Origin of the sequence: Brevundimonas sp. SPF441, assembly GCF_009661015.1 — a bacterium.
GTDB lineage: Bacteria > Pseudomonadota > Alphaproteobacteria > Caulobacterales > Caulobacteraceae > Brevundimonas > Brevundimonas vesicularis.
Genome location: NZ_WJWX01000011.1, coordinates 19,497 through 42,889 on the forward strand (window position 1 = coordinate 19,497; position 23,393 = coordinate 42,889).

Here is a 23,393-nt window from a genome sequence, read left to right on the forward strand (position 1 = left end):
TCACCCCTCTAACCGGGCCAAAGCCGCTCTCGCGACGTCGGGCGCTTGGTCACCGCCCTGGGCCAACAGGCGCAGAGCTTCCGCGAGGCTGATATTCCCCGCGAGGCGGTCGTGAGGGGTTGCCACGCTATCGCAGTCGACGCCCTGGTCACACGGTTGGACCGGAGCCTTGGCTGCAATAAACGTCGGTACGCGTTCGACACCAAAGGCCCGAAAGACCTGAGGCTCGATCGCCACGCCGCCGATGCTATTCTCGTCGAAAATCTCTTTCGCAGCAACTAACGTTTGCTCAAAAGACCCATTCACCAGACCGCGAATGACGACTTTGGCCCCGGCCTTGTTCGCATCGAGCGCCAGCTGCCGCAGTGCGGGCTTCGGCATCGTCAGAGACACGGCGATGTAGAGCGCTCCCTCCTCCTCGGGCTGCGCTGAAGCGATCTCGGCGGCATCGCCGAAGAACGGATCATTCTTCAGCATCGTCATCCCACGCTGCAGGTTCTGACGGTTCGTCGCGGCGAGGGTCTCGGCCTCCTGCCGATACTCCTGCCCCCGCTCCTGGACCTGAGTGGCCCAGCCCTGAAGCGCCTCCTCGGCCGAGCGCCCGCGGGCCTCGGCCTGGTCGATCAGTTCACGGGCGGCCGCTCCGAGCGCGCCCGGGTCCTGTGCCCACGCCGGGGTGGAAGCCCACATCACGGCCCCGCCGGCCAGCAGCGAGCCCGCCATGGAGAAGGCGACCCACTGGTTACGGAAACCGAGGCACAGGAAGGTGATGGCGGCCGCCAGGACGCCTATGAAACCGGCCCAGCACGCCAGCGTGCCGGAGAACGACGGTAAGATGGAATCGAGCATGGTCCTGCCCCTTATGGAATGACGGTGACGCAGCAGTTCCGCTTGCGCCAAACGAGGAAGCCGTAGTCCTCACCCTTGATCGGGATGGTCTTCCCGCTCTCGTAGGGGACCGTTGAGGAGCCGATCGCGGGGCACGTGAACGGGCCGCGCGTGTGGCGCACGGGGTTCACCAGCTGGAAGCGGTACTGGCGCTTATCCATGATCGGCATCTTGTATTTCGAGCAGACCGCTTGCGGCCCGCTCGTACCGTCGGCCAGCAGTTGCCGGTGCATCTTGAAGGCGAAGCGTTCGGCCGCGAGCAGAGCGCCCTGAATGTCCGAATACTCACCCGAGATATTGCCGTTCATCGGGTACATCGTCCCCTGACAGCCCGCGCACCAGAACATCTCGTGACGGGCGTGACCGGCCGTCGTCGAGGCACAGTCGACAGAACAGGCGGCCGTCGCGATCGGGTTGGCGAAGATCAGCGCTTCAGGGTGGATCAGGATCGAAAGGTGATCGTCCTGCCAAAGCGGATCCAGTTCGGTGATGTAGGCGATATCGAAGGAGGTCCGCTCGACGCACAGGAAGTCGGTCAGCAGTTCCAGCCACACCATGACCGGATAGACGTACCAGTGGACGTGATACGCGGACCGGTCGGCCACCCCGTCGCTCTTGCGCGACGACTTGCCGGGATAGCCGAAGCCCGGATCAATCTTCACTCCGCCCAGGTTGACGAAGCAAAAGGGCCGCTGGGTCACGTCGGCCAGACGCGCGGGTTCCCAGAACCCGACCGACAGCCCAATCCGGAGAAAGAGCGGCGGCGGGGCCGGACAGGCGCACACGGGCGACGACGGATTCGGCGTGTCAGGCTTGTCGCCCTTGAACAGGGGAATGGATCCCAAGGTCAGGGGGAAGAGGCACGACCAGCACACGTCGGTGATGGGATTGACGAAGCGACCTTCGCAGGGGGCCGCGTCAGCCGGGTCCTGCGCAGCAACCGCCGTGGCCGCCCCCGAGACAGCGGCGACCGCCGCCGCGCTAGCAGCCAGAGCGCTTCCTTCCGTCGCGGCCGCGCTCACCGGGGCAAAGACCATCAGGGTCGCCGCCGCTACGGCGCCGACTCGCGAGAACAGGCGTTTCATGTCCACGCCTCCAGCGCCGGGCCCAAGGCGGCGGAGCCGACCAGGACGAAAACGCACCATGCGATTTCGACGCCGGTCACGGCCGGACCTCCGAGATCCGAAGCTTGTCGCCGTCCTTCTCGACGCGCGCCGGAACCTGTCGGATCCCGAAGTGGGTCGACAGTTTGGCCTCCTGGTCGAAATAGAACTGGACCCGCCGGCGGCGCATCAGCTCCATCGGCGCGCCCTTGGTCAGAATGAGCCGCACACGATGCTCGCCGCCCTCACGCAGCTGGCCGACAGCCCAATCGACCTGGGCGGCGTCGTCGCCGTCGAGGAAGATGAGGATGCGGTCAAACCCGGGCAGGCGTTCCAGCGGATTGATCCGTTGGCCCGCGCGGGCAAAGACGCGCCCGCGATGGTCTGAGAAGTCCTGCGGCACGATGATGGACGGGTCGAACAGCCAGCTGCGCGGCTCAACGGTCCGCACCAGCCCGGGAACAGGGTTCGGCCGTTCCACCTTGGCCTGGACCCGCCGCTTGAACTCATCCTGCAGCTGACCCATCCGGCCCGAGGCCTCGGCGCGCTTCAGCTGCTCCGAGATCATCTCGAGAATGTCGCGCTCGGCGATATCGAACGTCTGACCATGTGTCCCGAGGTCGCCGGCCAGCGCAGGCGAGGCAGCGGCCATGAAGAGCGCGGCGGCCGCACCGCACAGCAAACGATTCATAGAATGGGCTCCACTTTTCCGATGATCCGGTCGGCCGAGATCCAGCCGATCGCCGCGTAGCGGCTGTCCAAGGAATCGACGTGGTCACCCACGACGAAGATGCGGCCTTCCGGGATCACGCCAGTCGGGCCGATCGGCGCGGCTTCGCCCGACCGGGCTCGCTCCTTGGCCGCCCCGACCAGTTTTCCGGCGACATAGAAATTCCGCGCCTGCGTCTCGACACGGTCGCCCGCCACGCCGGCGACCCGCTTCACGAAGCGCTGTCCCTCCGGGTAATAGGGGGTCGGCGGCGCTACGAACTCGACCAGATCACCACGGGCCACGGCCTTGTCGGACCGGTCCGTGATGAAGGCCCAATGCGGCAAGCTTTCCGTCACATTGATCCCGAAGCCGTAGCGGGCGCTCACGCCCTCGCCACCCTTCCAGGCCAACACCCCGCCCAGGAAAAGGACGAGCATCCCCACCCGGCGCCATGAGGGCGGATTGGGGTCAGGTTCCAACGGCATCACGCGTTCTCCCTGTCCAGAAGAAGGCGACCGGCCATGGTGACGCGGTACTCGTCGTCGAAAAACGTCTCGATCCGGCTGAAGCTCGTGATCGGCAGTTGAGCGGACACCACCTTGCCATCGGCCAGGACCTTCACGGCCTGGAAGATGGCGTCGCTCCCCGGTGTAGTGGGCACGAACTGCCACGCCTCCGGCAGAGGTTCGGTCAAATGAAACCGCAGGAATGCCATCTCGGCGCTATCCAGAACCCAGCCTTCGCCCACTCTCTTACGGCGCTCCCGCTGCAGTCGGCGTCGGGGCGGCCAGTGCGGCCGGCCTGCTGCCTCCGGAGGCTTCCGCCAGCGCCAATTGTACGGCGTCGCCCACCTCCTTGGTGATGTCGGCCGTCTCGCCGGCCAGCACGCATTCCCGCGCCAGCAAAAGGACGTTCTTGCTCGCCGCAGCGCGCCTGACTGTGTCCTGCGTCACCGCGAGGAACATCTCGGTCTTCACGCGCGCTTCCTCCGGCGTGATATCCGAGAGCGCCAGGCGGGAGACGTAGCCTTGGCTCATCTCGCGGACGCCGACGGTGACGATCATCGGCTGGTCCTCGCGGACGATCTTCACCCATGCGGCCACATTCGAGACCGCCAACAGAGCGATCGCCGCAACGGCGGCCTGCCCCTTCGTGGGCATCCACTTTTCCAGCTTCTCGCGCATCGTCGGCTGGCGTGCCGGCGGCAGCGGAGGCGGCGTGGGCTGGGCGGTCTCGTGTTCAGGCTCGGTTGTCATCGGCTTTCCTTTCCGTCCCGCTCAGGACGGCTTGTTTGCGGGGGAAGCGGCAGAAGCCGACCAGCACGGTCGCGATCAGCCACACCGCCATCATGAAGATCAGCACCGGCTCGCGGGCAGCGGGCGGGGCGTCGGCGTAGTGGGTCCAGAAACCGCCCCACAGCCGCGCAGCCGTGGGGAGCTCGAAACCCGCGAGGGAGAAGGTCAGCAGCCCCAGCACGCAGGCAGCGATGCAGGCGCAGTCGACGGCGAACGCTACCCGGCGACCGGCCGCGTGAACTAGGCGGCGAACCCGGTTCAGCGCAGGCGCGTCGTCGAGCGCCGCCGCCCATGCTGTAAGTCCTGCGGCCATCAGCGACGGCTACCTTCGTAGGCCACTCGCGCCACCGCTTCCGACAGCGGCACGCCGCTCGCCTCAAGGCGCTTGATCTTGTCGAAGACCGCCGGTGTCGTGGAGTAGAGCGTCGCGGAGTAGGGATCGAGGACGAGGCGCGCCAGGAAGCGCGCGTCCGGTCCCATCACCACCATTTCCGAGTATTCCCGGTCCACAACCTTCAGCGACTTCAGCAGCGTCATGGTGGCGTCGTCGACCTTCATCCGGTCGTTCGTCCGCAGCTGCTCCAGCGCCTCTTCCTTCAGACGCAAGACGACCTGGTGATCGCTGTTCTCAAGGCAGGCGCGGGCACCGTCCGTCTTGTAGTAGTCGTTGATCGACTGCGTACCGGTGATGATCGCGCCGCCTTCCTTGCGGCAACGGCGCGCGAACCCTTCGATGAACTTCCCGGCCGCGCCGTCCGACAGGAGCTGCCAGGCCTCATCGATGATGAGCGCCTTCTTCAGCCCGCGGCCGCCCTTTTTCATACGCTGGCGGACGAGGAAGAGGATCGCGAGCACGACGACGGCCCGCAGGTCCGCCTTGCTCTCCAGATCGCTCATCTCGAAGACGGTATAGGGGTTGTCGATCTGCAGCGTGGTCGCGCCGTTGAAGAACCCACCATAGGATCCGTCGCGACCGTAGGCGCCCAGCGCGAGCGCCAGATTCTGGCCGCGCTCGCCGTAGTCCCGAGCGAGGACGTCAATCACATCGGCGAAGGAGCCGTCGCGGGCCTTGTCGGCCCATACGGTCATGACCGCCTTCTCGATCGCCCCCTTTTCCTCGTCGCTGCACCCCTGCGCCCCACGAGCGGCCTGCTCGATCATGAGGCGGATCATCTCGACGCCTTCCAGGAGATACTCCTGAGCGCTTTCCTCAGAGGCCTGCGACGGGTCGATGATCGAGAACGGGTTGATACAGGTCCGCTTGTCCAGATTGAAACGCACGAACGCCCCGCCCAACAGGATCGAGCTGTTCTTGAACGACTCCCCGTCGTCGATGACGAAGACCTCGGCGCCGGCGCCGCGAAGCGAGGCCGCTGTCTCCTGCATGAACACGGATTTGCCGGAGCCTGACGCGCCGACGACGGCCGTGTTGTGGTTGCCCGCCTTGTTCGCGAAGATGCTGTAGGTCATCACCTGACCGCGCCGGCCGACCAGCAGCATGTGCGGAAGATCCATGCCCAGGAACTCGCCCTGCAGCGGAGCGAGGCGGGCCGCGACCGTCGTGGGCATCCGACGAAGCCGGCCCATCGTCGCCAGGTCCTCGAACAGGCCGCCGCCAAGGCTCAAGGGCAGACAGGCAAGAACCGTCTGCAGGTGAATGTCGTCGTCCCGCTGAAGCACGAACCGGCTGTTGCGGAAGACCGAGCGGAGGCTTCGCTCGGCCCGCTCGGCATCCGCGATCGGCGCGACCGACAGGATGAACATCCCCATGCGAGCCAAGAGGGCGCCTTCCGCGACGTCCTCCATCACCATCGTCCAGTCCTCGGCCGCCTTGCGCGACTCCGGGAACATGCGTCCGATCGGATTGCTCACCGCCTGGTTGGTCCGGAGGCGTTTGAATTCGGCCGTCGACCGGGTCTTTTCCGCCGTCATCGGCGAGAAGCAGAGACACATCACGGTCGGGCCGATCAGCCGCAGCTGGTCGTTGAACATGTCGCCCAGGACCCGGGACATCAGCCCTTGGGTCCAGTGTTCGGGGTAGTCCTTGACCGAGAAGCCGCGGATCTGGAAACGCTCATCCCGCGAGGCGCCATCACGCGCCAGCGCCACGACATCGTCCGACAGCTCCGGCCGGAGAAGGTCGTCGCCTTGGGCGCGGCTCTGGACTTCGATCCGATCCCGATACCGGGTCCAGGTCGTCTCCGCATCCACCATCTGTTCGTTCAGCCAGCGGTCTTCACGGAAGACGTTTTCGCGCGGGCGGATGTTGGTCGTCGGATTGAGAATATCCCCGACCAGGGAGATCAGCTGCTGGGGCGTGACGATCGCTGAGTCGCTCCGAATGGCCCGGATATCGGCCATGAACTTCTCGCGCGCCTCGATCATCTGTTCGGCGGCGACCGATGTGTTCGACCCCTCCATCTCGACAGCGATGAAGATCCGGAAATCCCGGAAATAGAAGGGCGCCTGGCTTGAGGCCGTCCGCCACGCCGCGTCGCGGAAGTGCTTGCGCCGATGCCGGGCCAGCGTGTCGAACACACCCCCCTGCTTCGCCCGTTCGGTCGCCCATGGATCGATCACGTCGCCGATCTTCGGTGACGCGTAGGAGATGACCTGGACAGTCGCGCCTTGCGGCACGCTGTGCGTGAAAAGCTCCGCCAAACTGCGGCTGGTAGCCTCGTCCGCGCCGATCAACGGCACGACCTCAAGGATCCAGCCGATCGTCGAGTTCTGCTCGTAGAGGCCCTTCGTCTCGTCGTAGCTGCGGTAGGGCAGGAAGTCGCTCAACCGCGCCGACGAGAAGTATCCCCGAGGCATGTCAGGGGGCGGCGGCTCTTCGAAAACCGTCCGTCCGACCTGTTCCAGAACGCGTTTGACCGCGTCCCCCATCTTGCCAGCCATACCGGCTACTCCTGGACCGCGTTGCGGCCGATTTCCGAGGCGGACGGACCGGGGCGCGGCGCGTTCGGGGCGGGCACCCACCAACCCCCGCGGCGCATCACCGCCCAGACCTCAGACCGCTGGTGATAGTCGCCCTGCGCATCCACCCACGGCGCGAACACGACGGGGAGGATCTGATCGCCTTCGCGGCGGGGGCCTGTGCCGTCCGAGAAGACGAACGGTTGCGGTTCCCACCAGCGAACGGGGACGGCATTCTCGATACCGGGCGATTCCGGGTTGGCGGTCCCCGAGGAGCGAGTGCCGTCGATCTGCGCGATCGACGCGCAGGTCTGACCTTCGCCCACTCCACCGCAGGCCCAGCTGCCCTTGGTGTTGGTGGAGCAAGCCGCGAGGCTTGCTCCTGCCAGCAAGATCAGCGCTACCCGCATCAGCTGGCCCCGCCCAGGAACGCCCGGAGCTCGTTGACCGGCATCCAACCGCTGTTGGTCCGGCCGTCCGCGCGCACGATCATCGGCGTGCCGTTGATCCCGTTCTGCCGGGCGAACTCGACGTTGGCCGCGACTGCAGCTTCGGCGGCCGCGCAATCCCCCGAGGTGACGACTTCGCCGCCGCTGTAGATCGCATCGATCCCCGCCACGCGGTCTTTGGCGCAGAGCGCGAGCTTGGCCTTCTCCGGGCTATCCGGGCCCATGAACGCGATCGGATATTCGGTGACTTCGATGTCGCGGACGTTCTTCAGATCATCATGCAGACGCTTGCAGAAGCCGCAGTTGAGGTCCGTGAAGATGGTCATCTTCAGCGGCGCGCCCGGGTTATGGACGACGGCGTTGGCCTTCGGCAGGGTCACGCGAATGATCGGGCTGTCCGCCGGCGCAGCGGGCGCAGAAGCGGGCTCCACGCCCGGAGCGCCCGCTGCGCCCGGGGCGGCAGGCGCCGCGCCGCGAATGCGGGCTTCGGCCTGACCCACGGCCGCCAGCTCACGAAGTCGGACGTCTGTCACGTCCACCTTGTTTTCGAGGTCCAGGACGGCCCCGACGAAGGCGAACTTCGCGTCGCGAGTGACGTAGAAGACGTTCGAACCGGCGACGACTTCGCACAGGTTGGCGGGGCCTTTGTCGCAGTCCGCCGAGGTGATCGGCGTGTTGGGGAATTCCTTCTGGACCTTGTCCTTCAGGCTAGTCCCGAAGCCGCTGGCCACCGCCACGGTGGCGACACCGATGACGGCAAGCGCCGCCAGGCCGGAAACACCGGCGAGGATCTTCGCGCGGCGGGATTGGAGAGAGATTTTCATGAGATCTGGCTTTCTTGAATGGAAGACGGACGATCAGGCGGTGACGGCGTCAGCGTCTAGGCAGACAGGTTCAGCCGCGACGGTGCTGGCCTTGTCGCAGCACGCCGGGTCCTCGCAGCAGTGATCGTCGCCCTGAAGCGACGCGAGGATTCCGGCGACCGAGGCCATGGCCTTCTTGATGGCGATGGCTGCGGCATTCTGGCCCGGCGCGTCGGTCGGGGCAGACAGCGTGGTCTTTTCCTTGGCGGAATGGTCGTGCGGGGCGTGACCCTCGGCCGACTTCGGCGCAGCGCTTCCAGCGCCCTTATCGGGGCAGACCTGCGAAGACGACGCGGATTGCCCGTGATGAGGGCAGTCGCAGGCCGTCGCGACCTGTGCGACGACCGGCGAGGCGGTCAGGACGAACGCGGCAAGCGCGGCGGCGGTACGGAGGTATTTCATGGCGTGACTTTCTGATTTGAAGGACAGGTTCAACGGCGGGCTGGGCCGCCAATTTCGAACCCGCTCAGGAAGACGAGTTCGACCTCGATGCCGGTCGGCATTTCCACGACCGGCTGGTACTGCTCGGCCCGCTTGACGTAGTAGTCGGCCAGCATCTCGGCGGCGTTGGCGACGCCGGAACCGGCGGCGCCAGCCGCTACGTCACCCGCTTCCAGACGGGGCGGCGCGGTCAGCGACCCCCCTGCCCCGATGCCGATCGAGCTCGACATCTGATCGGTGTAGCGAGACAGACTGTTTCCCAGGCCCTGCAGCGTTCCGGCGATCATGGCGCGGCCGGTCAGCCCGCCTTCACGCGAGATCACATTGCCCCGCACGCCGGCCTTGCCCAGGTGGGACGCGTAACCCTCGACCGTCGCGACCGAAAACTGCCGCGGCCCCGCCGGGCACGAAATACGCTGCAGCCGGATGTAGACCTTCTCCGAAGACAGTTCGGCATAGGCCGCGCCGTTCACCAGGCAGCCGGTCAGATCCGTGCGTTGATAGCGGCCATCCGCGCCGACGTGGATCGCCGGGCCCGTCAGTCGAAAGAGGACCGGCTTCGGGTCCGAGGTGCTGGTGACGCCAGTCGCGGCGTCCACGCCGACCAGAACACGCGCTCGGGTGTAGGCGTTGGGGGGCACGAACCGTTCGGTGTCGAACACCTGCATCGAGCTCGACATGTACTGTCCCTGCCCCGTGCCGCCCGTTCCGCCTGCCTGCGTACCCGCAGCGCCACCGGAGGTGCGCGAGGTGGAGACGGTCGGGCCGCCCGCAGCGCCCCCTGGGCCAGCGGCGCCAGCCACCCTGACCGTCGAAAGAGACCGGCGCGGACGGACGCCAGAATCTGCCCCGGCGACGCCGGGAGCCATCTGTCCGCCCGCGCCAGCCCCGACGGGTGCAAACGGATCACCGCCACCCATCGGAGCCGGAGCTACGCCGTTAGCTTGCATGGCCGGCGCGGCCCCTCCCGCGTTCACAGCAACCCCGCCCGGCCCGGGGGGAGCACTGCTACCGCGAGTCTGAATCTGATTGTTCAGCGCGTCGATCGTGCGCAAGGCATCGGCGCGCTCGGCTTCCAGCTGCTGCCGGGCGCCTTGGGCCTCCGCGCTCAATTGCACGTTCTGCCCATTTAGTTCGGCGATCTGGCGATCCAACTCCTGGACACGCACAGCCAGCTCGGAGGCCTGCGCCTCGCCGGACATGTTCTGGCCGCGAGCCAGGTCAGCCGTTGCGAGAATACGCCGCGCGGCCTCCGGGTTATCCCGCGAAGGAACCGGCTTGAGCATCTGGTAGATTACGAAGCCGCCGCCCGCGAGCACCAACGCGGTGATCGCACCCCAGATGATCGTCTGGCGCCGCTTGGCCGCGCGATTGGAGTCGCCGGGAATGGGACCGTCAAAGGCGGGCTCGGCCGCCGGCAGTTCAACTTCATGGCTCAACGGACTTCCTCCACGACGAAGACCCGTCCATCAGCGCCCGGGAGCAGCTCCACCCGGTCGGCGGCGGCGGCCATCACCCCAGCGACCAGGAAGCTGTCCACGACGACCGGGACGGTCGCCTCGGAGGCGTTGCGGATCGCGAGGACCTGACCTCGCAGGTTCGCGACTTCGTAAGTCTCGACCACACGGAGTTCGAACGGCCCGACCCGTGTCGCCTGGCCTGCCCGCGCTTCGCGCCGCACGCCTTCGGGGGCCTCTCCGTTGAACATCAGCCGGAAGAGCGCCGTCACGGTTTCCATGTAGCCGCTGCGGCGTTCGGAGCGCTGGACGGTCTCCCCCGAACCGGACGAGGCCGATGCGCCCATATTCACCGTGACTGTCTGCCCCGCCACCGCAGCGGGCGAGAGGGTCGCTTGGACCGTTCGGCCTGACTGCGTGACCAGGAACAGGGTGAAGGTCCGCCCCAGGACGTCGCCGTCAAAGGCGACATAGACATCACCTGTGGCCTCCTCGGCCTCGACCATCATCTGAGGGCCGTCAGGTTCGCTGATCGAGCGCACCGAGACGATCTTGTCGCCCTCGATTGCGATGCGGGACATCTGGTCGGCCGATACAACGGCTTCGAATTGTCCGTTGCGGACCTGGACGGGATCGGCATGGGCTGGGTTGGTCGCCAGCAGCGCGGCGCAGAACGCGGCGCCCGTGAGAAGCGCACGCTTCATAGCTGTTCATCCTTGTTGGAAACTGGAGCGCGGGTGCCCTGCGCCTGGTCCTTCTCGACCGGGACAAAGCTGGCGAGACGAAGCATCGAACCGCGCTTGTTGAAGGTCAGGCCGTAGGTCGCCCGTTTGGTCTCGACGATCCGCGTGCCGTTGCTGGTTTCAAGCTCACCGACGACTTCGACGTAGAGCTTCGATGGGTCGACGAAGAAGTCGTTCGGATAGAAGGTCTGCGACGTTCGCGTGTTCTGCCGCTCCTGGCGGTCAAGGATCAGCGCCGCCTTGATCTCCTGATAGGTTTCCGGCTCGGTGATCCGCTCAAGGTTCCGCTCGAAATACCGGGCGCTCTCGGGCGTCCTGTTGAGGAACAGGTAGGTCGCATCCCGCGCCAGACGTTCGAGGTAGTCACGGTCAACGCCACCGTGCGCCGAGATCTCGACCGAGTCCGACAGGCTGGGGACCAGAACCACCTTGTTCATCGTCGCCACCGAAACCGCCATCGCGGCGTTGGCGGTGATGCTCGCGGCCAGCATAATCGACACCGCTGTCAGGCGCCGGTTCAGCACACGCGCCTGATTGTTCACGTTCATTGTTTTCATGGTCAGCCCGCCAGCTCGCGAAGATGGGAGGGCGGCGTCGCCTTCAGCCGGAAGACGTCCGAGGGCAGAAGCCAGTAGGCCGCCCATTTCAGTCGGCTGAGGGAGCTGCCCTGTTTGAACTTCCGCAGCGCCCACAGGCACGTGCCCGCCACGATGAGGCCGACCAGGAAGTTGAAAACCAGAATGCAGATCAACAGAGGAGCGACGACTACGGCCAGCTCGTCCGGAGTAAACACCAAATAGCGCTCAGGCGCGTCGAGGTGTTGCGGAATATATGTGTCTTTCATGGGCCTAACTGGTTGCCCCGAAGAACAGTGCGCCGGTTTGCAAGCTACGCGCTGTACTTGGGATTGCTGAGCTAGGGAGCGGAGCGACGTGGAACCCCTTCCGACGCCGCCCCGCCCTCATCGCTCTGAGAGTAAAGGGGGGATGCTCCCCTCTCTTAGAAAACGGCCGAAGCCAGAGCGGAGACGATCCCCGGGCCCGTGGCTGCTGTCAGCCCGATCCCCGCTGCGCCGCCGATCAGACGCCAGTCGAACTTCATCACCATGCCGACCAGGGCCACGGCGACACCGGCCACACCCGCCAGCTTGCCGAGCGAACCTTCGGTCCAGTCGGTCAGCTGAGAGACGGTCGAGTCGAACGTGTTGTCCGTGCCGGCAACGGCGGTGGCGGTCACCGCGACAGCGACGGCGCCCAGAAGCAGGGCGCGCTCGACGTTGCGGATAACCTTCGGGTCGGACAGCACAGCGGCCGAACCCAGCGTCATCACATTCCTCTTCATAGTTATAAACCTCGTTCCTAGATGAGCCGACGCGCTAGGCCGCCTCGGCCCGACCTAAAAACTCATGGTTCGGATAGCAACGCAATCCTTTTTATTGCGTTGCGCCCTGAAATCGGCGTTTTGTTGCTTTCCGATTACTTAACACGCTGCGGTCTTACTTCCGCTTCTTGCGTATTCGAAGCCGCCCGCCGCCCGCGCGACTCCGTGCGATGCGGCCCCCTCCCCGCTTTTCGCCCGTCGGCATCCGCGCCATGCGGACGCGCTTCCGCATCCGTCCGCCCTCGGCCTGCGTAATACTGCTGCGTTGCTGCGTTTCGCGCGTTCAGCCCCGCGCGTTGCGTTGTCCGGGCCGCATTCGGGGGGCGCGGTTAATGGCGGAATCTGTTACGCCGCATTGGTGCCCCGGGCGGAAGAACAGTGGTCCGGGGGGAGGACGGGATATCTTTTGGGCAACGACACCATTTCATCGGGTGGGGACGAACCCGTGCGCGAGCCGCAGGTCCTCAAAATCCCGCTCACGGCCGATCCTGTGTTCTGGAATGCAGTTGACGCAGCCAAGGCTTTTCACCGCGTCACCCAAGGTCGGCAGCTGTCGACGTTGGACCTCGTCGGTCCAGCCCTCCAGGCCCTGAAGCAGCGCACCGGCGCCATCGCGACGAAGCGTCTCGAAGCGCTCGACATCGGTTACTACTCGCGCAAGGGCACGCTGCGGCTCCCGCTGTCGACCAAGCCCTTGGCCGACGAGGTCGCTATGCACCTCATGGCCACTGATGCACGTCGCACCGGTTCGGCCCCTGGACACCGCCGGCACTATTGGAGAACCACGCGCGCCGTCGTGCTGGTCGCCCTCTACATGTACGGCCTCGCCTGCCGTGCCATTTTGATATCGACCTACGGCAAGGACGACTTCCCGCCGCCCGACCGTCCTTAACAATACCTTAAGTTGCGGCCCCTCAGTCTCTTAAAACGACCCGCCAGCCGCGTCTGTGCGGCGTTCCAGCCACGGGATGCGTCTTTTTTTGGGCATCGTGCGGACTCCGCTCCGCTTTCCGCTTGCTTCCGCTCGCCTATTTGGTGATTCTAGGGCTCCGCTGATTTGCAACTGGCGGACGAATGGCCTCTACGCTGATCCGCGGCCCCGGACCCCAGCGCCAATGAAGCCAGGCTGAGCAACCTACCCCTCTGCCTTGCGCAGATCACAGACGCCTCTGCTGCGGGGGCGGCCTAGATGAGGGGGGACTCGGCCAGATAAGTTGGGGTTACGCCGCAGCGCGCGGCCAGTAGTTTTTTGGGGGCCTTATGCCGTGGAAAGACAAGACGCCGTCGCCTGATCAGATCAAGCGTCGCGTTGCCTACTTGATTGCCGTTCGGTGTCGCCAGCAGGGCATCAAGAACATCGCCGAGAAGGCGGGCTTCAATCGAGATACAGTGAGCGCCTACGCCGATCCCAATTACGGGTCGAAAGGCGGGCCTCAGAAGTTAGACATCACCCTCGCCATTCTCGGCGCAACCGGCGACGATTTCGCCCAGGTGATGTACGCCGCTCAGAACTCGACCGATGAGGCGACCTTCTGGGCGATGATGCACTGCGTCCTGGTCGCCCAACAGCAGCTGGCCATCCGTGCGACCAATGAGGACCGCCTCGCGGGCGGCCGCCTCCTGCCACAAGCCCTCGCAGTGCCGCGCACACGCGCCACCGACCAGGTCATTTCTCACGAACCGATCTACGACGAGCCACACCGCCTCGCCATCTAACACCCGCCCGGCCCAACAAGGCCCCGCCCAGGCAACTGGAGCGGGGCCTTTTTGCGTCTGGGTTTCCGGCCTGACGCCGCCGTTCCGACCGCGCCGATCGTCAACCGCCGGAGCAGGCGGACAGAGCGAGAGGGAGAGGAGGATTCGAGAGGGGCAAGATCGATAGGGCGAGAGAAGAGAGCCCTTCCGGTCCGGTTCAACCCTTTCCGGAGACCTCCGATGACCCACGCTTCCGCTCGCCTGATCACAGGTTCGCTTTTCGACGCCCCCAGCCGGACAGATGCACTGATCGCCGCCGCTTGGGTGCTGGCCGTCGCCCTGGGCAAGGGTCGTCAACTCGACGCCCGGCTCCTCCGCACGACCCTGGAAGACACCTTCGGCGCAAGCGACGCCGAAGGGGCGTGGGACTGGAAGGACGCCTACGAGGCCTCGGAGCTGGCCCAGGTCCTTTACCTTCGCCGGCAGGCTTCCGCCCTGATTGGGCGGCGCGACGCGCCCTTCGAGATTCTCGCGGAGTTACGCGATCTTCTGGCGCTCACCCCGTCCCAGACGCGCCGGTCGGAGAACCAGGTCGCCTTCCAGCAGTTCTCCACGCCGGTCGACCTCGCCTTCGTCGCCAGCATCGCCCTCGACACCCGGTCCAGTGACGTGGTCCTCGAGCCTTCCGCCGGCACGGGCCTTCTGGCCGTGTTTGCCGAAATGGCCGGCGCGCGCGTCCACCTCAACGAGCTGGACCCGCGCCGCGCCGAGTTGCTCGACACTCTCTTTCGCGACACGCCCGTCACCCGCCTGAACGCGGAACAGATCAACGATCGCCTTCCTGCGTCGGTCCAGCCGAACCTGGTCGTGATGAACCCACCCTTCTCCGTCACGCCAGATGTCGTTGGGCGGGCTCAGGGCGCAGACTTCCGGCACATCGCCTCCGCCCTCGCCCGGCTGGCCCCCGGCGGCCGCCTTGTCACCATCACCGGCGCCGGTCTTTCCCCTGAAGCTCATCCCCAAAGGTTCGCCGCCCTTCAGCGCCGGGGCGCCACACTCGCTTTCACAATGCCGGTGGACGGTCGGGCCTATGCCCGCCACGGCACGACGATCGACACTCGCCTGACCATCTTCGACAAGGTCGCCCCGGCCGATGCGGAGCAACTGACGCAATCGGGCCCGACCGCCAGCGATTCAGCCGCGCTGCTGCAGGCGGTCTTGGACGCGCCTCGTCGTCTCGGCGCTCCCGCGCCAATCGCAATACCCCGTGCGCCCGTTCTGCGCCCAACCGCCCCCCGCGTCGCGGCTCGCCCTGCATCCGGACTGGTGACCCCGCCTTCGCCGACGTTCGCCGACGTCATCGAGCTTGACTACGCCTTGGCCAACGCCGGAGATCACCGCCCCGGCAACGACGCCGACGGGATCTACGAGACCTACGCCGTCGAAAGCATCTCCATCGCTGGCGCGAAACCCCACCCCACGCCTCTGGTGCAATCGACCGCCATGGCTGCGGTCCGCTTGCCGCGCCCGACCTACCGTCCCCACCTCCCCCGCCGTCTGGTCGACGACGGCATCCTTTCTGAGGCCCAGTTGGAGACCATCATCTATGCCGGCGAGGCGCATAGCGCGGATCTGGCCGGATCGTGGGTCGTCGACGAAACCTTCGACAACGTCAGCGCCGCGCCAGACGGCGATGAACGCGCAGTCACCTTCCGCAAGGGCTTCTTCCTCGGCGATGGAACAGGGGCCGGCAAGGGGCGTCAGCTCGCCGGAGCCATCCTCGACAACTGGCTGAAGGGCCGCCGCAAGGCCGTCTGGATTTCGAAGAACGACCCGCTCCTCGAGGACGCTCAACGCGACTGGACCGCCCTCGGCGGCCGCCGCGAGCAGATCGTTCCGCTCTCCCGCTTCAAGCAGGGCGCCCCGATCACCCTGTCTGAGGGCATCCTGTTCGTTACCTTCGGCACGCTGCGTTCCGGCGCTCGCCAGGAGAAAGCTTCGCGCCTGCAGCAGATCCTCGACTGGCTGGGACCGGACTTCGACGGCGTCGTCGCGATCGACGAGGCTCACGCTCTGGCCAACGCCGCAGGCGAAAAGGGGGCTCGTGGCGACCGCGGACCCTCCGAACAAGGCAAGGCCGGCCTCCGGCTGCAGAACGCCCTGCCCCGCGCCCGGGTCCTGTACGTCTCAGCGACCGGCGCAACGACGGTGGCCAACCTGGGCTACGCCTCCCGCCTCGGCCTCTGGGGCGGCGCGGACTTCCCCTTCCCCACGCGCGCCAGCTTCGTCACCGCGATGGAAGCCGGCGGCGTCGCCGCCATGGAGGTTCTCGCTCGCGACATGAAGGCGCTGGGTCTCTACACCTCGCGCGCCCTGTCCTACGCCGGCGTCGAATATGAGATCGTCGAGCACGCGCTGACCAGTGCTCAGATCGAGATCTACGACGCCTACGCCGATGCGTTCTCGATCATTCACAACAACCTTGAAGACGCCCTGAAAGCGACCGGCATCAGCAGCGAGGACGGCGGCGCCCTCAACGGGAACGCCAAGGGCGCGGCCAGGTCGGCGTTCGAGGGCGCGAAAGTCCGTTTCTTCAACCACCTTGTCACCGCCATGAAGGTCCCCACGCTCATCCGTTGGATCGAGAAGGATCTTGCCGAGGGTTTGGCGCCCGTCATCCAGCTCGTCAGCACCGGCGAGGCCATGACCGATCGTCGCCTGGCGGAGGTCCCCGTGTCCGAATGGCACGACCTGCAGATCGACGTCACGCCCCGCGAGTACGTGATGGACTATCTGATGCACTCCTTCCCCGTGGCCTTGTTCGAACCGTACTCGGACGAGGACGGCAACATGCGCTCGCGACCCGCCGTCGACGCCGGCGGCCAGCCCGTCCTTTGCCAGGAGGCGCTCGCCCAACGCGACGAGCTGATCGAGTATCTCGGCGCCCTGCCCCCCGTTCAGGCCGCGCTGGACCAGATCGTTCATCACTTCGGCACGGATCGCGTCGCTGAGGTCACCGGCCGGTCTCGCCGGATCGTCCGCAAGACCACCCAAGGCCAGAGCCGACTCTGTGTCGAGACTCGCCCGGGCTCCGCCAACCAGGGCGAGACCGCCGCGTTCATGGACGGCAAGAAGCCCATTCTGGTCTTTTCGGACGCGGGTGGGACCGGCCGCAGCTACCACTCGGATCTCGGTGCGGTGAATCAGGCCACACGCGCACACTACCTCCTGGAGCCAGGCTGGAGGGCTGACGCAGCCGTTCAGGGCCTCGGCCGCACCAACCGCACCAATCAGAAGCACCCGCCGATCTTCCGGCCGGTCGCCACCAATGTGAAGGGCGAGAAGCGCTTCCTCAGCACGATTGCCCGCCGCCTCGACAGCCTCGGCGCGTTGACCAAGGGCCAGCGCCAGACCGGCGGCCAGGGTCTTTTCCGGCCGGAAGACAACCTCGAGTCTGACTACGCCAAGACGGGCCTTCGTCGGCTGTATCACATGCTCTATGCCGGTCGCGTCGACGGACTGACCCTTGGCGCCTTCGAGGCCGCGACCGGTCTGTCCCTTTGCGACACGGATGGCACGCTGAAGGAGGACCTGCCCCCGATCACGCAGTTCCTGAACCGCGTCCTCGCCCTTCGTATCGACATGCAGAACAGCATCTTCGGCTATCTCGAGGAACGCATTGAGGCCGAAGTGGAAGCCGCTGTCGCCGCCGGCGTCTTCGAAGTCGGCGTAGAGACCCTGACGGCGGAACGGTTCACCGTCACCGCCCGCAAGACGATCTTCACCCACGCCGAGAGCGGGGCGGAAACCCGCCTCCTCACCGTGACCCAGGTCCAGCGCGTCCAGCCGCTGCGCCTTGCCGACGTTATGGGGATCCGCGCCGATCGCGAGGGGGTCTTCCTCATCAACCGTCAGTCCGGCCGGGCGGCGCTGGCTGTTCAGGCCCCCGCAAGGATGTTCGATGACGGCCGCGTTGAAGACCGCGTCCGCCTGTATCGTCCAATGTCTCGCGATACGGTCAGCGTCGGCGAACAGGCGGCGTCGCAATGGCAACCTGTCGAAGAGCCCGCCTTCGCTCTGGCCTGGCAGACCGAGATCGACAGCCTTCCCGAAACCATGGAGTCGACCATCAGCGTCGTCACCGGTCTCCTGCTCCCGATCTGGTCACGACTGCCCCAGGACACGACGCGGGTCTATCGCCTGCAGACGGACGACGGGGAGCGTATCATCGGCCGTATGGTCGCCGAAGCAGACCTTGGCGGCGTCTGCCGCCAGTTCGGTCTGGACGCGCCGGCTGTATCGCCAGTCGCCGGATGGGCCATGGTTCGCGATCAGGGCGTGACCCTGCAACTGGCCGAAGACGTTTCGGTCCGCCGCAGCCTGGTCATGGGCGCTCAGCGCATCGAGGTGACCGGCATCCTGCCCTCGTCCCTGCCCGCCATGAAGGCGATGGGTATGATGACCGAGATCATCAGCTATCGGACCCGTCTCTTCATTCCTTCGACCGACGCCGGCGCCGACATCCTGGCGCGACTGGTCGCTCGCTATCCGCTGGTCTCGACGATCGCCCGCCCGCGGGCCGCTTGAGGCCTTCCATGAGGTCCACCTGAACCAGGGCCTCGACGTTCAACACCCCGCCGCCTGTCGGCGGCCGTCCTGCAGGGTCGGCTGATCACGGCGCCAGTCCTTTGGGGCCTGAGAGAGCCGCATCCGCGCCTTCACGAGAGGGGGACCGGCGAAGGGTCGGGCTAGAGCGCCCTCGACGGTCCAGGCAACCGCTGGCGCGGTCCTCCACTCCGTTTCGGCCCTTCGGGTGCATGCCCGTCGCCCATCGCCTGTTCGGTCCCCGTGAAGGTCGCAGGGTGCGGCCCGGCCACAAGGAGGACTCGCCATGTTGAACCCCGATCCCCATCCCGCCCAGGACATCAGTCCTACGGCCGCGTTGCTCGACGAGCTCGCCCTGACGGGCTATCGGCCCATCGGCGATGAACAGGATCCGCGTCCACTTCCGGAAGCGGACGTTTGCCGACAGGCGCTCGCTGACGCCTTCGACGCAATCGGATGGATGCTCAACGACACGCGCCTCGAGGAGGAGACGTCCGACATCCTCTGGCAGTTCACCAACATCTTCCACCGCAAGGTCGATCGGGTCGGCCGGGTGCTCGATGACAACGAACAAGCGCAGCGCCGCTCCATGATGGAGCAGAATGGCTCGGAGGTCCGCTCAGTCGAGCTGGAGCGCCTTACGGCGGAGGGGATCAGCCTTGTCGAGCAGCGGAACGCCTTCGAATTTGTCCGCGACACCGCCGCTCAGCTGTTCGCCCAGCACACCGGGTCCGCGTGGCGGCCGGCGGCCGGCTCGATGGTCAACCGCAAGACGGTTACGTCGGCCATGATCGACAGCCGCGATTACATGAACGCCAAGGCCCGGGCTGACAACGCGGTCCTGGTCCCACAGGGCACCCTCATTGCCTTCACTGCAGGCCCAGACTTCAACGACCACGACAAGATCTTCGCCGCTCTCGATCGCGTCCGGGAAAAACACCCCGATATGATCCTGATCCACGGCGCAACACCCAAGGGCGGCGAGCGCATCGCAGCGTGCTGGGCCAATAACCGGGGCGTCACTCAGATTCCGTTCAAGCCTGACTGGAACCGCCACGACAAGGCGGCCCCGTTCAAGCGAAACGATGTGATGCTCGATCAACTGCCTGCCGGCGTCGTCGCCGGGCCCGGCAACGGCGTGACCATGAACATGGTCGACAAGGCCCGTGCGCGTGGCATCCCCGTAATGCAGCTCGCGGCCTAACCGGCTACGCCCACCGATTCTCTCAACCACCTCTGCGCGGGTGGATTCGCCCGCCATAGCGCGTGCAACTCGCTGCTTCGCCATTCGAGCGCTGCACTCCGATCAGTGCCGGAAGTATCGGCGACCATCGCGACGATCTCCGGATAGCGACGCCGCGCGATTTCCAACGCCTTGCCCATCCTCTCCGCGTCCCCGCGTCGATGGGCCGCCAGCAAATCCGTCAAAACCCACGCCGGATGCTCGTCGCCCTCGAAATGAGGTCGGCGGCGCTCGAAGGACGCGTCATCACCGGTGCGCACGTCCAGGATCGCAAGCAGATACCTCGCGCCCATGCTGTCGCGAGGCTGCTGTCGCATCACCCTGCGATAAATCCCGCGCGCCAGATCGGCGTGGCCGGTCTCCACCAGACAGCCCGCCAGCAGGGTCGCGGCCCGGAGGTACGGGCGCGCCTCCACCATGTCGAAAACATCGCGTTTCGGCGGCGCCATCACCTTCTGCCGGGCCCTGACGCGATTCCAGGCCTCGTCATGCGCAAGATGCGCCAGCGCCAGACGCACATAGGGCGCGCTGGCCAGCCGGCGGACCTCTTCCTGATCCGCGAGGACAATCAGCGCATCGGGACATCGGGGATCGATCTGCAGCGCCGCCTCGACGCCGAGGATCTCCTCCAGCGCTCGGCCGCTTACCCAGCCCCTCGGCCAGGACTTCCTGCGCCCGCAGCTGGCGTGCACCAGCATCCATCGACTCCATTTGACCTCCGATTGTTCGTCGTTCCTCCTGCCCCATCGCCCCCCGCCACGGCTAGATATCCCGCCTATCTCCGCTGGCGCGGCCGGCGGGAGAGGGGCTCGCTGCGCTCGCGCATTCCTCGGCGTTGCAGTCGGCATTGGAGGGGGGCCGCCCCCTCACACGTCAAGACGACCCCTCGCCCTGACGGGCGGGGGCGAGAAGGCCCGGTATCCCCAGCCTTCGCCGCTTCGCGCCTGCAGGCCGGGTGATCCCCCTCCGGGCCTCTCGGTCTGTGACGTGTTTCACCCCCCTAAGCGCGCGGCTTTGCCGCCCGCGCTCCGGAAACTCGCGCGGGCGTGTTTCGATTAAGTCGTTCCTGCGGTGCTGATTTGGAAAGGCCGGAGATTGTCTCTGGCGTGGGCATCGCGAGGCTTGGGAACCGTCTGCGTCCAATCAAAAACAAGGACGATGACGATGCAAATGACCCCTATTGATACCGCTTCGGCGACCGAAGTTTCCGGCACCATCCGGGTGCGCCTGGGTGCGAAGTTGAAGGTTGCGCCTGAGAACGTGCGGGCCAACAGCAAGCCCGCCCAAGACGACATCAGCGGACTGTGCGACTCCATCGCCTCCCCCGTGGGGCTGCTGAATCCTCTGGTCGGCTATGAGGAGGACGGCGTCCACTACGTCACCGCCGGGCGGCGGCGTCTGCGGTCGCTCGAACGGCTGAAGAAGGAGAAGCGTCTCCCGGCCGACATTCAGGCGCTCGGGGTCAGTTTCGTCCTGAAGCCCAAGGCCGTGGCCCTCGAAATCAGTCTGGCCGAGAACGCGCAGCGCGAGGCGATGACGGTTCAGGAAGAACTGTCGGCCTACAGCGCCCTTTCGGCCAAGGGGCTGGACGCAAGCGAGATCGCAGCGGTGACGGGTTCGACCCGCAAACGTGTCGCGCAGCTTCTGAGCCTGTCCCATGTGGCCCCCGCCGTCCTGGACGCGTTCTTCGCCGGTCGGTTCGACATCGACACCCTGCAGGCTTTCACCCTGACGGACGATCATGAGCGGCAGCTGCAGGTCTGGGGTCGCTTCGAGGGTCAGCGTCACATCAACGACTGGAATGTGCGCTCGATGCTGCTGGACAGCACTCTCGACGCGTCGGATCGGATCGCCCTCTTTGTCGGGCGGGACGCCTATGCGGCGGCGGGCGGCACGTTCGTCATCGACCTGTTTCAGGACGGGGACGACACCACGGCGGCGTGGGCTGACAGCGCTCTCGCCCACCAACTCGCCCAGGACAAGCTGAACGAAGCCGTTGAGGCGGTTCGGGCCGAGGGATGGGCCAATGTCGAGGTGGCGCAGAAGTCCTATGGCTACGAGGGCGGTCAGCGCCGGCAGTATCCGGCGCGGCGTGACGCCACCGAGGCCGAAGCGGCGCGGATGGCCGAACTTCGGGCGATCAGCAACGACCACGATATCGGCGCGTGGGATCGGGCCGTAGCCGGTGAAGAACTGCGCAAGCTCACGGAAACGCTTGAGGTCTGGACCGACGAGCAAAAGGCGGCGGGGACTGTGTTCCTGATCCTGCAACACGGCGGGAAGCTGACGATCGAGCGCGCCTACTTCCGGGCCACCGCGCAGAGCGGGGGCGGGACCGGCGAGGCGAAGGAGAAGCCCGCGTTCGGCCACGAAGGCCACCAACGGATGACCCGTATCGCTACGACCGCCGTTCGCAACGCCGTCGCCGTCAACCCGGCCGTCGCCTATGACACGATGGTCGCCCACCAAGGCTGGATGGTTCTGCGGAACCGTTCTGACCACGGCTATGCCCTGTCCTTCGCGAAGGCGGGGGCCGAACCGGCCGAGGGGATCACGGTCAAGGGGGATCGCGAATACGAGGACCTCTATGCCGCTTGGGATGAGCGTCTGCCTTCGACCTATCTGGAGTTCTTCCCCTACGTCGTCGCCCTGAGCGCGGGGGAAAAGGCCGAGCTTCTGGCGCTCTGCGTGGCCTGCCAGTTGAACGCCGTCGAGAGCCGGGCCGACTATCGGCGGCCTCGCGCGTGGGCCCAGCTGGGGCTCATCGCCGCTCACGCCAAGGTCGATATGGCCGAGCGCTGGACGCCGGATGCGGAGTTCCTCAAGGGCGCGGGCAAGAAGGCTCTGACGCAGGCGATCACCGATATGGGCATGGACGCCGAACCGTTCGCCAAGGAGAAGCGCACGGGACTGGTCGAGATCGTGGCCCGGAACGCCGCCAAACACCGCTGGACCCCGCCGATGCTGGCGACCCTGGCGGAACCGACCCTGTCACCCAGCAACAACAAGGCTGATATCGGGGCTGGACCGGCCGGGGCCGTTGATGACGATGATTTCGCGGACGACGAGTTCATCCAGGACGAGGACGCCGAAGCGGGCGCCGAGGACTGAACCTTTGCGGAGGGGGCTTCGGCCCCCTCCCCTACTCTTGTCGGAATCCCCCATGTCCCGTTGCATCCCTATCGACGACGCGCACCAGGCGACCTTGGTGTCCATCGCCCTTCGCCGTCTGAGCGTGTCGGCCGAGATCGCCCAGCATCCCGCCAAGGCCGCCGCCCTGCGTACCCTGATCGAGCGCGCCTCGTCGGCCGCCCTCGCGGAACAGCCTTCCACTGCCTTCATTGCCGCCGTTCGGGCGGACGTTCCGAGCCGACGTTTTCGGCTCGTTCCGATGGACGGCGCTGACCGCCTTGCAGCCGGTTACGCCGTCCTCGGCCTCAGCGAGGCGCAGACGCTCGCCGACGCCGCCGCCCAGGTTGGTCAGTTGATCGGGCAGACTGTGCCTCGCGCTCAACCGTTGGAACACTTGGCCGAAGCCGGGTTCCACGTCTTCCATTCGCCGGCTGGCCTCGACTAGCCCGCATCCGTCGCATCGAGCCT

Annotated in this window: 23 protein-coding genes; 6 read left to right on the top strand and 17 right to left on the bottom strand. The window is 66.2% G+C overall.

Annotated features, from left to right (window positions below; all coding sequences use genetic code 11):
* From trbC to GGC30_RS08265, 16 genes are all read right to left on the bottom strand, one after another.
* The gene (gene trbC / locus GGC30_RS08190) at positions 1-849 is read right to left on the bottom strand and encodes a type-F conjugative transfer system pilin assembly protein TrbC (protein ID WP_153923409.1); all 849 of its coding nucleotides are present in this window, start codon (positions 847-849) and stop codon (positions 1-3) included.
* An 11-nt stretch (positions 850-860) separates the two neighbouring features.
* Positions 861-1,973 (bottom strand): conjugal transfer pilus assembly protein TraU, encoded by a 1,113-nt coding sequence (gene traU, locus GGC30_RS08195; RefSeq protein ID WP_228763675.1) that lies wholly within the window; start codon positions 1,971-1,973, stop codon positions 861-863.
* 76 nt (positions 1,974-2,049) lie between these two features.
* Positions 2,050-2,682, bottom strand: a complete 633-nt coding sequence (traW, locus tag GGC30_RS08200; protein ID WP_153923410.1) for a type-F conjugative transfer system protein TraW — start codon at positions 2,680-2,682, stop codon at positions 2,050-2,052.
* The gene (gene lepB / locus GGC30_RS08205; RefSeq protein ID WP_153923411.1) at positions 2,679-3,188 is read right to left on the bottom strand and encodes a signal peptidase I; all 510 of its coding nucleotides are present in this window, start codon (positions 3,186-3,188) and stop codon (positions 2,679-2,681) included. Before lepB ends, traW begins: the two co-directional genes overlap by 4 nt.
* On the bottom strand, positions 3,188-3,451 hold the full coding sequence (locus GGC30_RS08210; RefSeq protein ID WP_153923412.1) for a hypothetical protein: 264 nt from the start codon (positions 3,449-3,451) through the stop codon (positions 3,188-3,190). The genes lepB and GGC30_RS08210 overlap by 1 nt, the downstream gene beginning before the upstream one ends.
* A 4-nt stretch (positions 3,452-3,455) precedes the next feature.
* Positions 3,456-3,959, bottom strand: coding sequence for a TrbI F-type domain-containing protein (locus GGC30_RS08215; RefSeq protein ID WP_153923413.1), 504 nt, complete (start codon positions 3,957-3,959; stop codon positions 3,456-3,458).
* On the bottom strand, positions 3,943-4,311 hold the full coding sequence (locus GGC30_RS08220; RefSeq protein ID WP_153923414.1) for a hypothetical protein: 369 nt from the start codon (positions 4,309-4,311) through the stop codon (positions 3,943-3,945). Before GGC30_RS08220 ends, GGC30_RS08215 begins: the two co-directional genes overlap by 17 nt.
* Positions 4,311-6,899 (bottom strand): type IV secretion system protein TraC, encoded by a 2,589-nt coding sequence (traC, locus tag GGC30_RS08225; protein ID WP_153923415.1) that lies wholly within the window; start codon positions 6,897-6,899, stop codon positions 4,311-4,313. Before traC ends, GGC30_RS08220 begins: the two co-directional genes overlap by 1 nt.
* Before the next feature lie 5 nt (positions 6,900-6,904).
* Positions 6,905-7,327, bottom strand: a complete 423-nt coding sequence (locus GGC30_RS08230) for a TraV family lipoprotein (protein WP_153923416.1) — start codon at positions 7,325-7,327, stop codon at positions 6,905-6,907.
* Complete coding sequence (locus tag GGC30_RS08235; RefSeq protein WP_153923417.1) at positions 7,327-8,190, bottom strand: DsbC family protein; 864 nt, start codon at positions 8,188-8,190, stop codon at positions 7,327-7,329. Before GGC30_RS08235 ends, GGC30_RS08230 begins: the two co-directional genes overlap by 1 nt.
* A gap of 33 nt (positions 8,191-8,223) precedes the next feature.
* Complete coding sequence (locus GGC30_RS08240) at positions 8,224-8,631, bottom strand: hypothetical protein (protein ID WP_153923418.1); 408 nt, start codon at positions 8,629-8,631, stop codon at positions 8,224-8,226.
* A 29-nt stretch (positions 8,632-8,660) separates the two neighbouring features.
* Positions 8,661-10,109, bottom strand: a complete 1,449-nt coding sequence (locus GGC30_RS08245) for a TrbI/VirB10 family protein (protein ID WP_153923419.1) — start codon at positions 10,107-10,109, stop codon at positions 8,661-8,663.
* Entirely contained in the window at positions 10,106-10,831 is a 726-nt protein-coding gene (locus GGC30_RS08250) for a type-F conjugative transfer system secretin TraK (RefSeq protein WP_153923420.1), read from the bottom strand. The genes GGC30_RS08245 and GGC30_RS08250 overlap by 4 nt, the downstream gene beginning before the upstream one ends.
* Positions 10,828-11,514 carry a TraE/TraK family type IV conjugative transfer system protein gene (locus GGC30_RS08255; RefSeq protein WP_153923421.1) on the bottom strand — a complete coding sequence of 229 codons (687 nt, stop codon included), beginning with the start codon at positions 11,512-11,514 and terminating at the stop codon, positions 10,828-10,830. Before GGC30_RS08255 ends, GGC30_RS08250 begins: the two co-directional genes overlap by 4 nt.
* Positions 11,430-11,714, bottom strand: coding sequence for a type IV conjugative transfer system protein TraL (traL, locus tag GGC30_RS08260; protein ID WP_153923422.1), 285 nt, complete (start codon positions 11,712-11,714; stop codon positions 11,430-11,432). Before traL ends, GGC30_RS08255 begins: the two co-directional genes overlap by 85 nt.
* A 155-nt stretch (positions 11,715-11,869) precedes the next feature.
* On the bottom strand, positions 11,870-12,196 hold the full coding sequence (locus tag GGC30_RS08265; protein WP_194943555.1) for a hypothetical protein: 327 nt from the start codon (positions 12,194-12,196) through the stop codon (positions 11,870-11,872).
* A gap of 460 nt (positions 12,197-12,656) precedes the next feature.
* Between GGC30_RS08265 and GGC30_RS08270 the strand changes: the two genes are divergently transcribed.
* The 4 genes from GGC30_RS08270 to GGC30_RS08285 all read left to right on the top strand — a co-directional run bounded on the left by GGC30_RS08270 (position 12,657) and on the right by GGC30_RS08285 (position 19,754).
* Positions 12,657-13,142, top strand: coding sequence for a hypothetical protein (locus GGC30_RS08270; RefSeq protein WP_153923423.1), 486 nt, complete (start codon positions 12,657-12,659; stop codon positions 13,140-13,142).
* A gap of 368 nt (positions 13,143-13,510) precedes the next feature.
* A complete protein-coding gene (locus tag GGC30_RS08275; protein ID WP_153923424.1) occupies positions 13,511-13,966 on the top strand; it encodes a hypothetical protein in 456 nt (151 codons plus the stop codon).
* Between the two features lie 219 nt (positions 13,967-14,185).
* Positions 14,186-18,532, top strand: coding sequence for a strawberry notch-like NTP hydrolase domain-containing protein (locus GGC30_RS08280; protein WP_153923425.1), 4,347 nt, complete (start codon positions 14,186-14,188; stop codon positions 18,530-18,532).
* Between the two features lie 304 nt (positions 18,533-18,836).
* Positions 18,837-19,754 (top strand): DUF2493 domain-containing protein, encoded by a 918-nt coding sequence (locus GGC30_RS08285; protein WP_153923426.1) that lies wholly within the window; start codon positions 18,837-18,839, stop codon positions 19,752-19,754.
* On the opposite strand, the gene GGC30_RS08290 is transcribed toward GGC30_RS08285, so the two are convergent.
* The gene (locus GGC30_RS08290) at positions 19,751-20,491 is read right to left on the bottom strand and encodes a hypothetical protein (RefSeq protein ID WP_153923427.1); all 741 of its coding nucleotides are present in this window, start codon (positions 20,489-20,491) and stop codon (positions 19,751-19,753) included. The genes GGC30_RS08285 and GGC30_RS08290 overlap by 4 nt on opposite strands.
* Positions 20,492-20,957: 466 nt before the next feature.
* Between GGC30_RS08290 and GGC30_RS08295 the strand changes: the two genes are divergently transcribed.
* Both GGC30_RS08295 and GGC30_RS08300 read left to right on the top strand, forming a co-directional pair.
* Positions 20,958-22,904 (top strand): ParB/RepB/Spo0J family partition protein, encoded by a 1,947-nt coding sequence (locus GGC30_RS08295; RefSeq protein ID WP_194943556.1) that lies wholly within the window; start codon positions 20,958-20,960, stop codon positions 22,902-22,904.
* A gap of 52 nt (positions 22,905-22,956) precedes the next feature.
* The gene (locus GGC30_RS08300) at positions 22,957-23,370 is read left to right on the top strand and encodes a hypothetical protein (RefSeq protein ID WP_040350236.1); all 414 of its coding nucleotides are present in this window, start codon (positions 22,957-22,959) and stop codon (positions 23,368-23,370) included.
* The last annotated feature ends 23 nt before the right edge of the window (positions 23,371-23,393 follow it).

Coding starts and splice junctions, on each gene's coding strand:
- GGC30_RS08280 (WP_153923425.1), top strand. CDS start 14,186: ATGACCCACGCTTCCGCTCGCCTGATCACAGGTTCGCTTTTCGACGCC.
- traU (WP_228763675.1), bottom strand. CDS start 1,973: ATGAAACGCCTGTTCTCGCGAGTCGGCGCCGTAGCGGCGGCGACCCTG.
- traC (WP_153923415.1), bottom strand. CDS start 6,899: ATGGCTGGCAAGATGGGGGACGCGGTCAAACGCGTTCTGGAACAGGTC.
- lepB (WP_153923411.1), bottom strand. CDS start 3,188: ATGCCGTTGGAACCTGACCCCAATCCGCCCTCATGGCGCCGGGTGGGG.
- GGC30_RS08285 (WP_153923426.1), top strand. CDS start 18,837: ATGTTGAACCCCGATCCCCATCCCGCCCAGGACATCAGTCCTACGGCC.
- GGC30_RS08300 (WP_040350236.1), top strand. CDS start 22,957: ATGTCCCGTTGCATCCCTATCGACGACGCGCACCAGGCGACCTTGGTG.
- GGC30_RS08295 (WP_194943556.1), top strand. CDS start 20,958: ATGCAAATGACCCCTATTGATACCGCTTCGGCGACCGAAGTTTCCGGC.
- GGC30_RS08275 (WP_153923424.1), top strand. CDS start 13,511: ATGCCGTGGAAAGACAAGACGCCGTCGCCTGATCAGATCAAGCGTCGC.
- GGC30_RS08290 (WP_153923427.1), bottom strand. CDS start 20,491: ATGCTGGTGCACGCCAGCTGCGGGCGCAGGAAGTCCTGGCCGAGGGGC.
- GGC30_RS08240 (WP_153923418.1), bottom strand. CDS start 8,631: ATGAAATACCTCCGTACCGCCGCCGCGCTTGCCGCGTTCGTCCTGACC.
- GGC30_RS08215 (WP_153923413.1), bottom strand. CDS start 3,959: ATGACAACCGAGCCTGAACACGAGACCGCCCAGCCCACGCCGCCTCCG.
- traL (WP_153923422.1), bottom strand. CDS start 11,714: ATGAAAGACACATATATTCCGCAACACCTCGACGCGCCTGAGCGCTAT.
- GGC30_RS08235 (WP_153923417.1), bottom strand. CDS start 8,190: ATGAAAATCTCTCTCCAATCCCGCCGCGCGAAGATCCTCGCCGGTGTT.
- GGC30_RS08265 (WP_194943555.1), bottom strand. CDS start 12,196: ATGACGCTGGGTTCGGCCGCTGTGCTGTCCGACCCGAAGGTTATCCGC.
- traW (WP_153923410.1), bottom strand. CDS start 2,682: ATGAATCGTTTGCTGTGCGGTGCGGCCGCCGCGCTCTTCATGGCCGCT.
- trbC (WP_153923409.1), bottom strand. CDS start 849: ATGCTCGATTCCATCTTACCGTCGTTCTCCGGCACGCTGGCGTGCTGG.
- GGC30_RS08220 (WP_153923414.1), bottom strand. CDS start 4,311: ATGGCCGCAGGACTTACAGCATGGGCGGCGGCGCTCGACGACGCGCCT.
- GGC30_RS08250 (WP_153923420.1), bottom strand. CDS start 10,831: ATGAAGCGTGCGCTTCTCACGGGCGCCGCGTTCTGCGCCGCGCTGCTG.
- GGC30_RS08230 (WP_153923416.1), bottom strand. CDS start 7,327: ATGCGGGTAGCGCTGATCTTGCTGGCAGGAGCAAGCCTCGCGGCTTGC.
- GGC30_RS08255 (WP_153923421.1), bottom strand. CDS start 11,514: ATGGGCGGCCTACTGGCTTCTGCCCTCGGACGTCTTCCGGCTGAAGGC.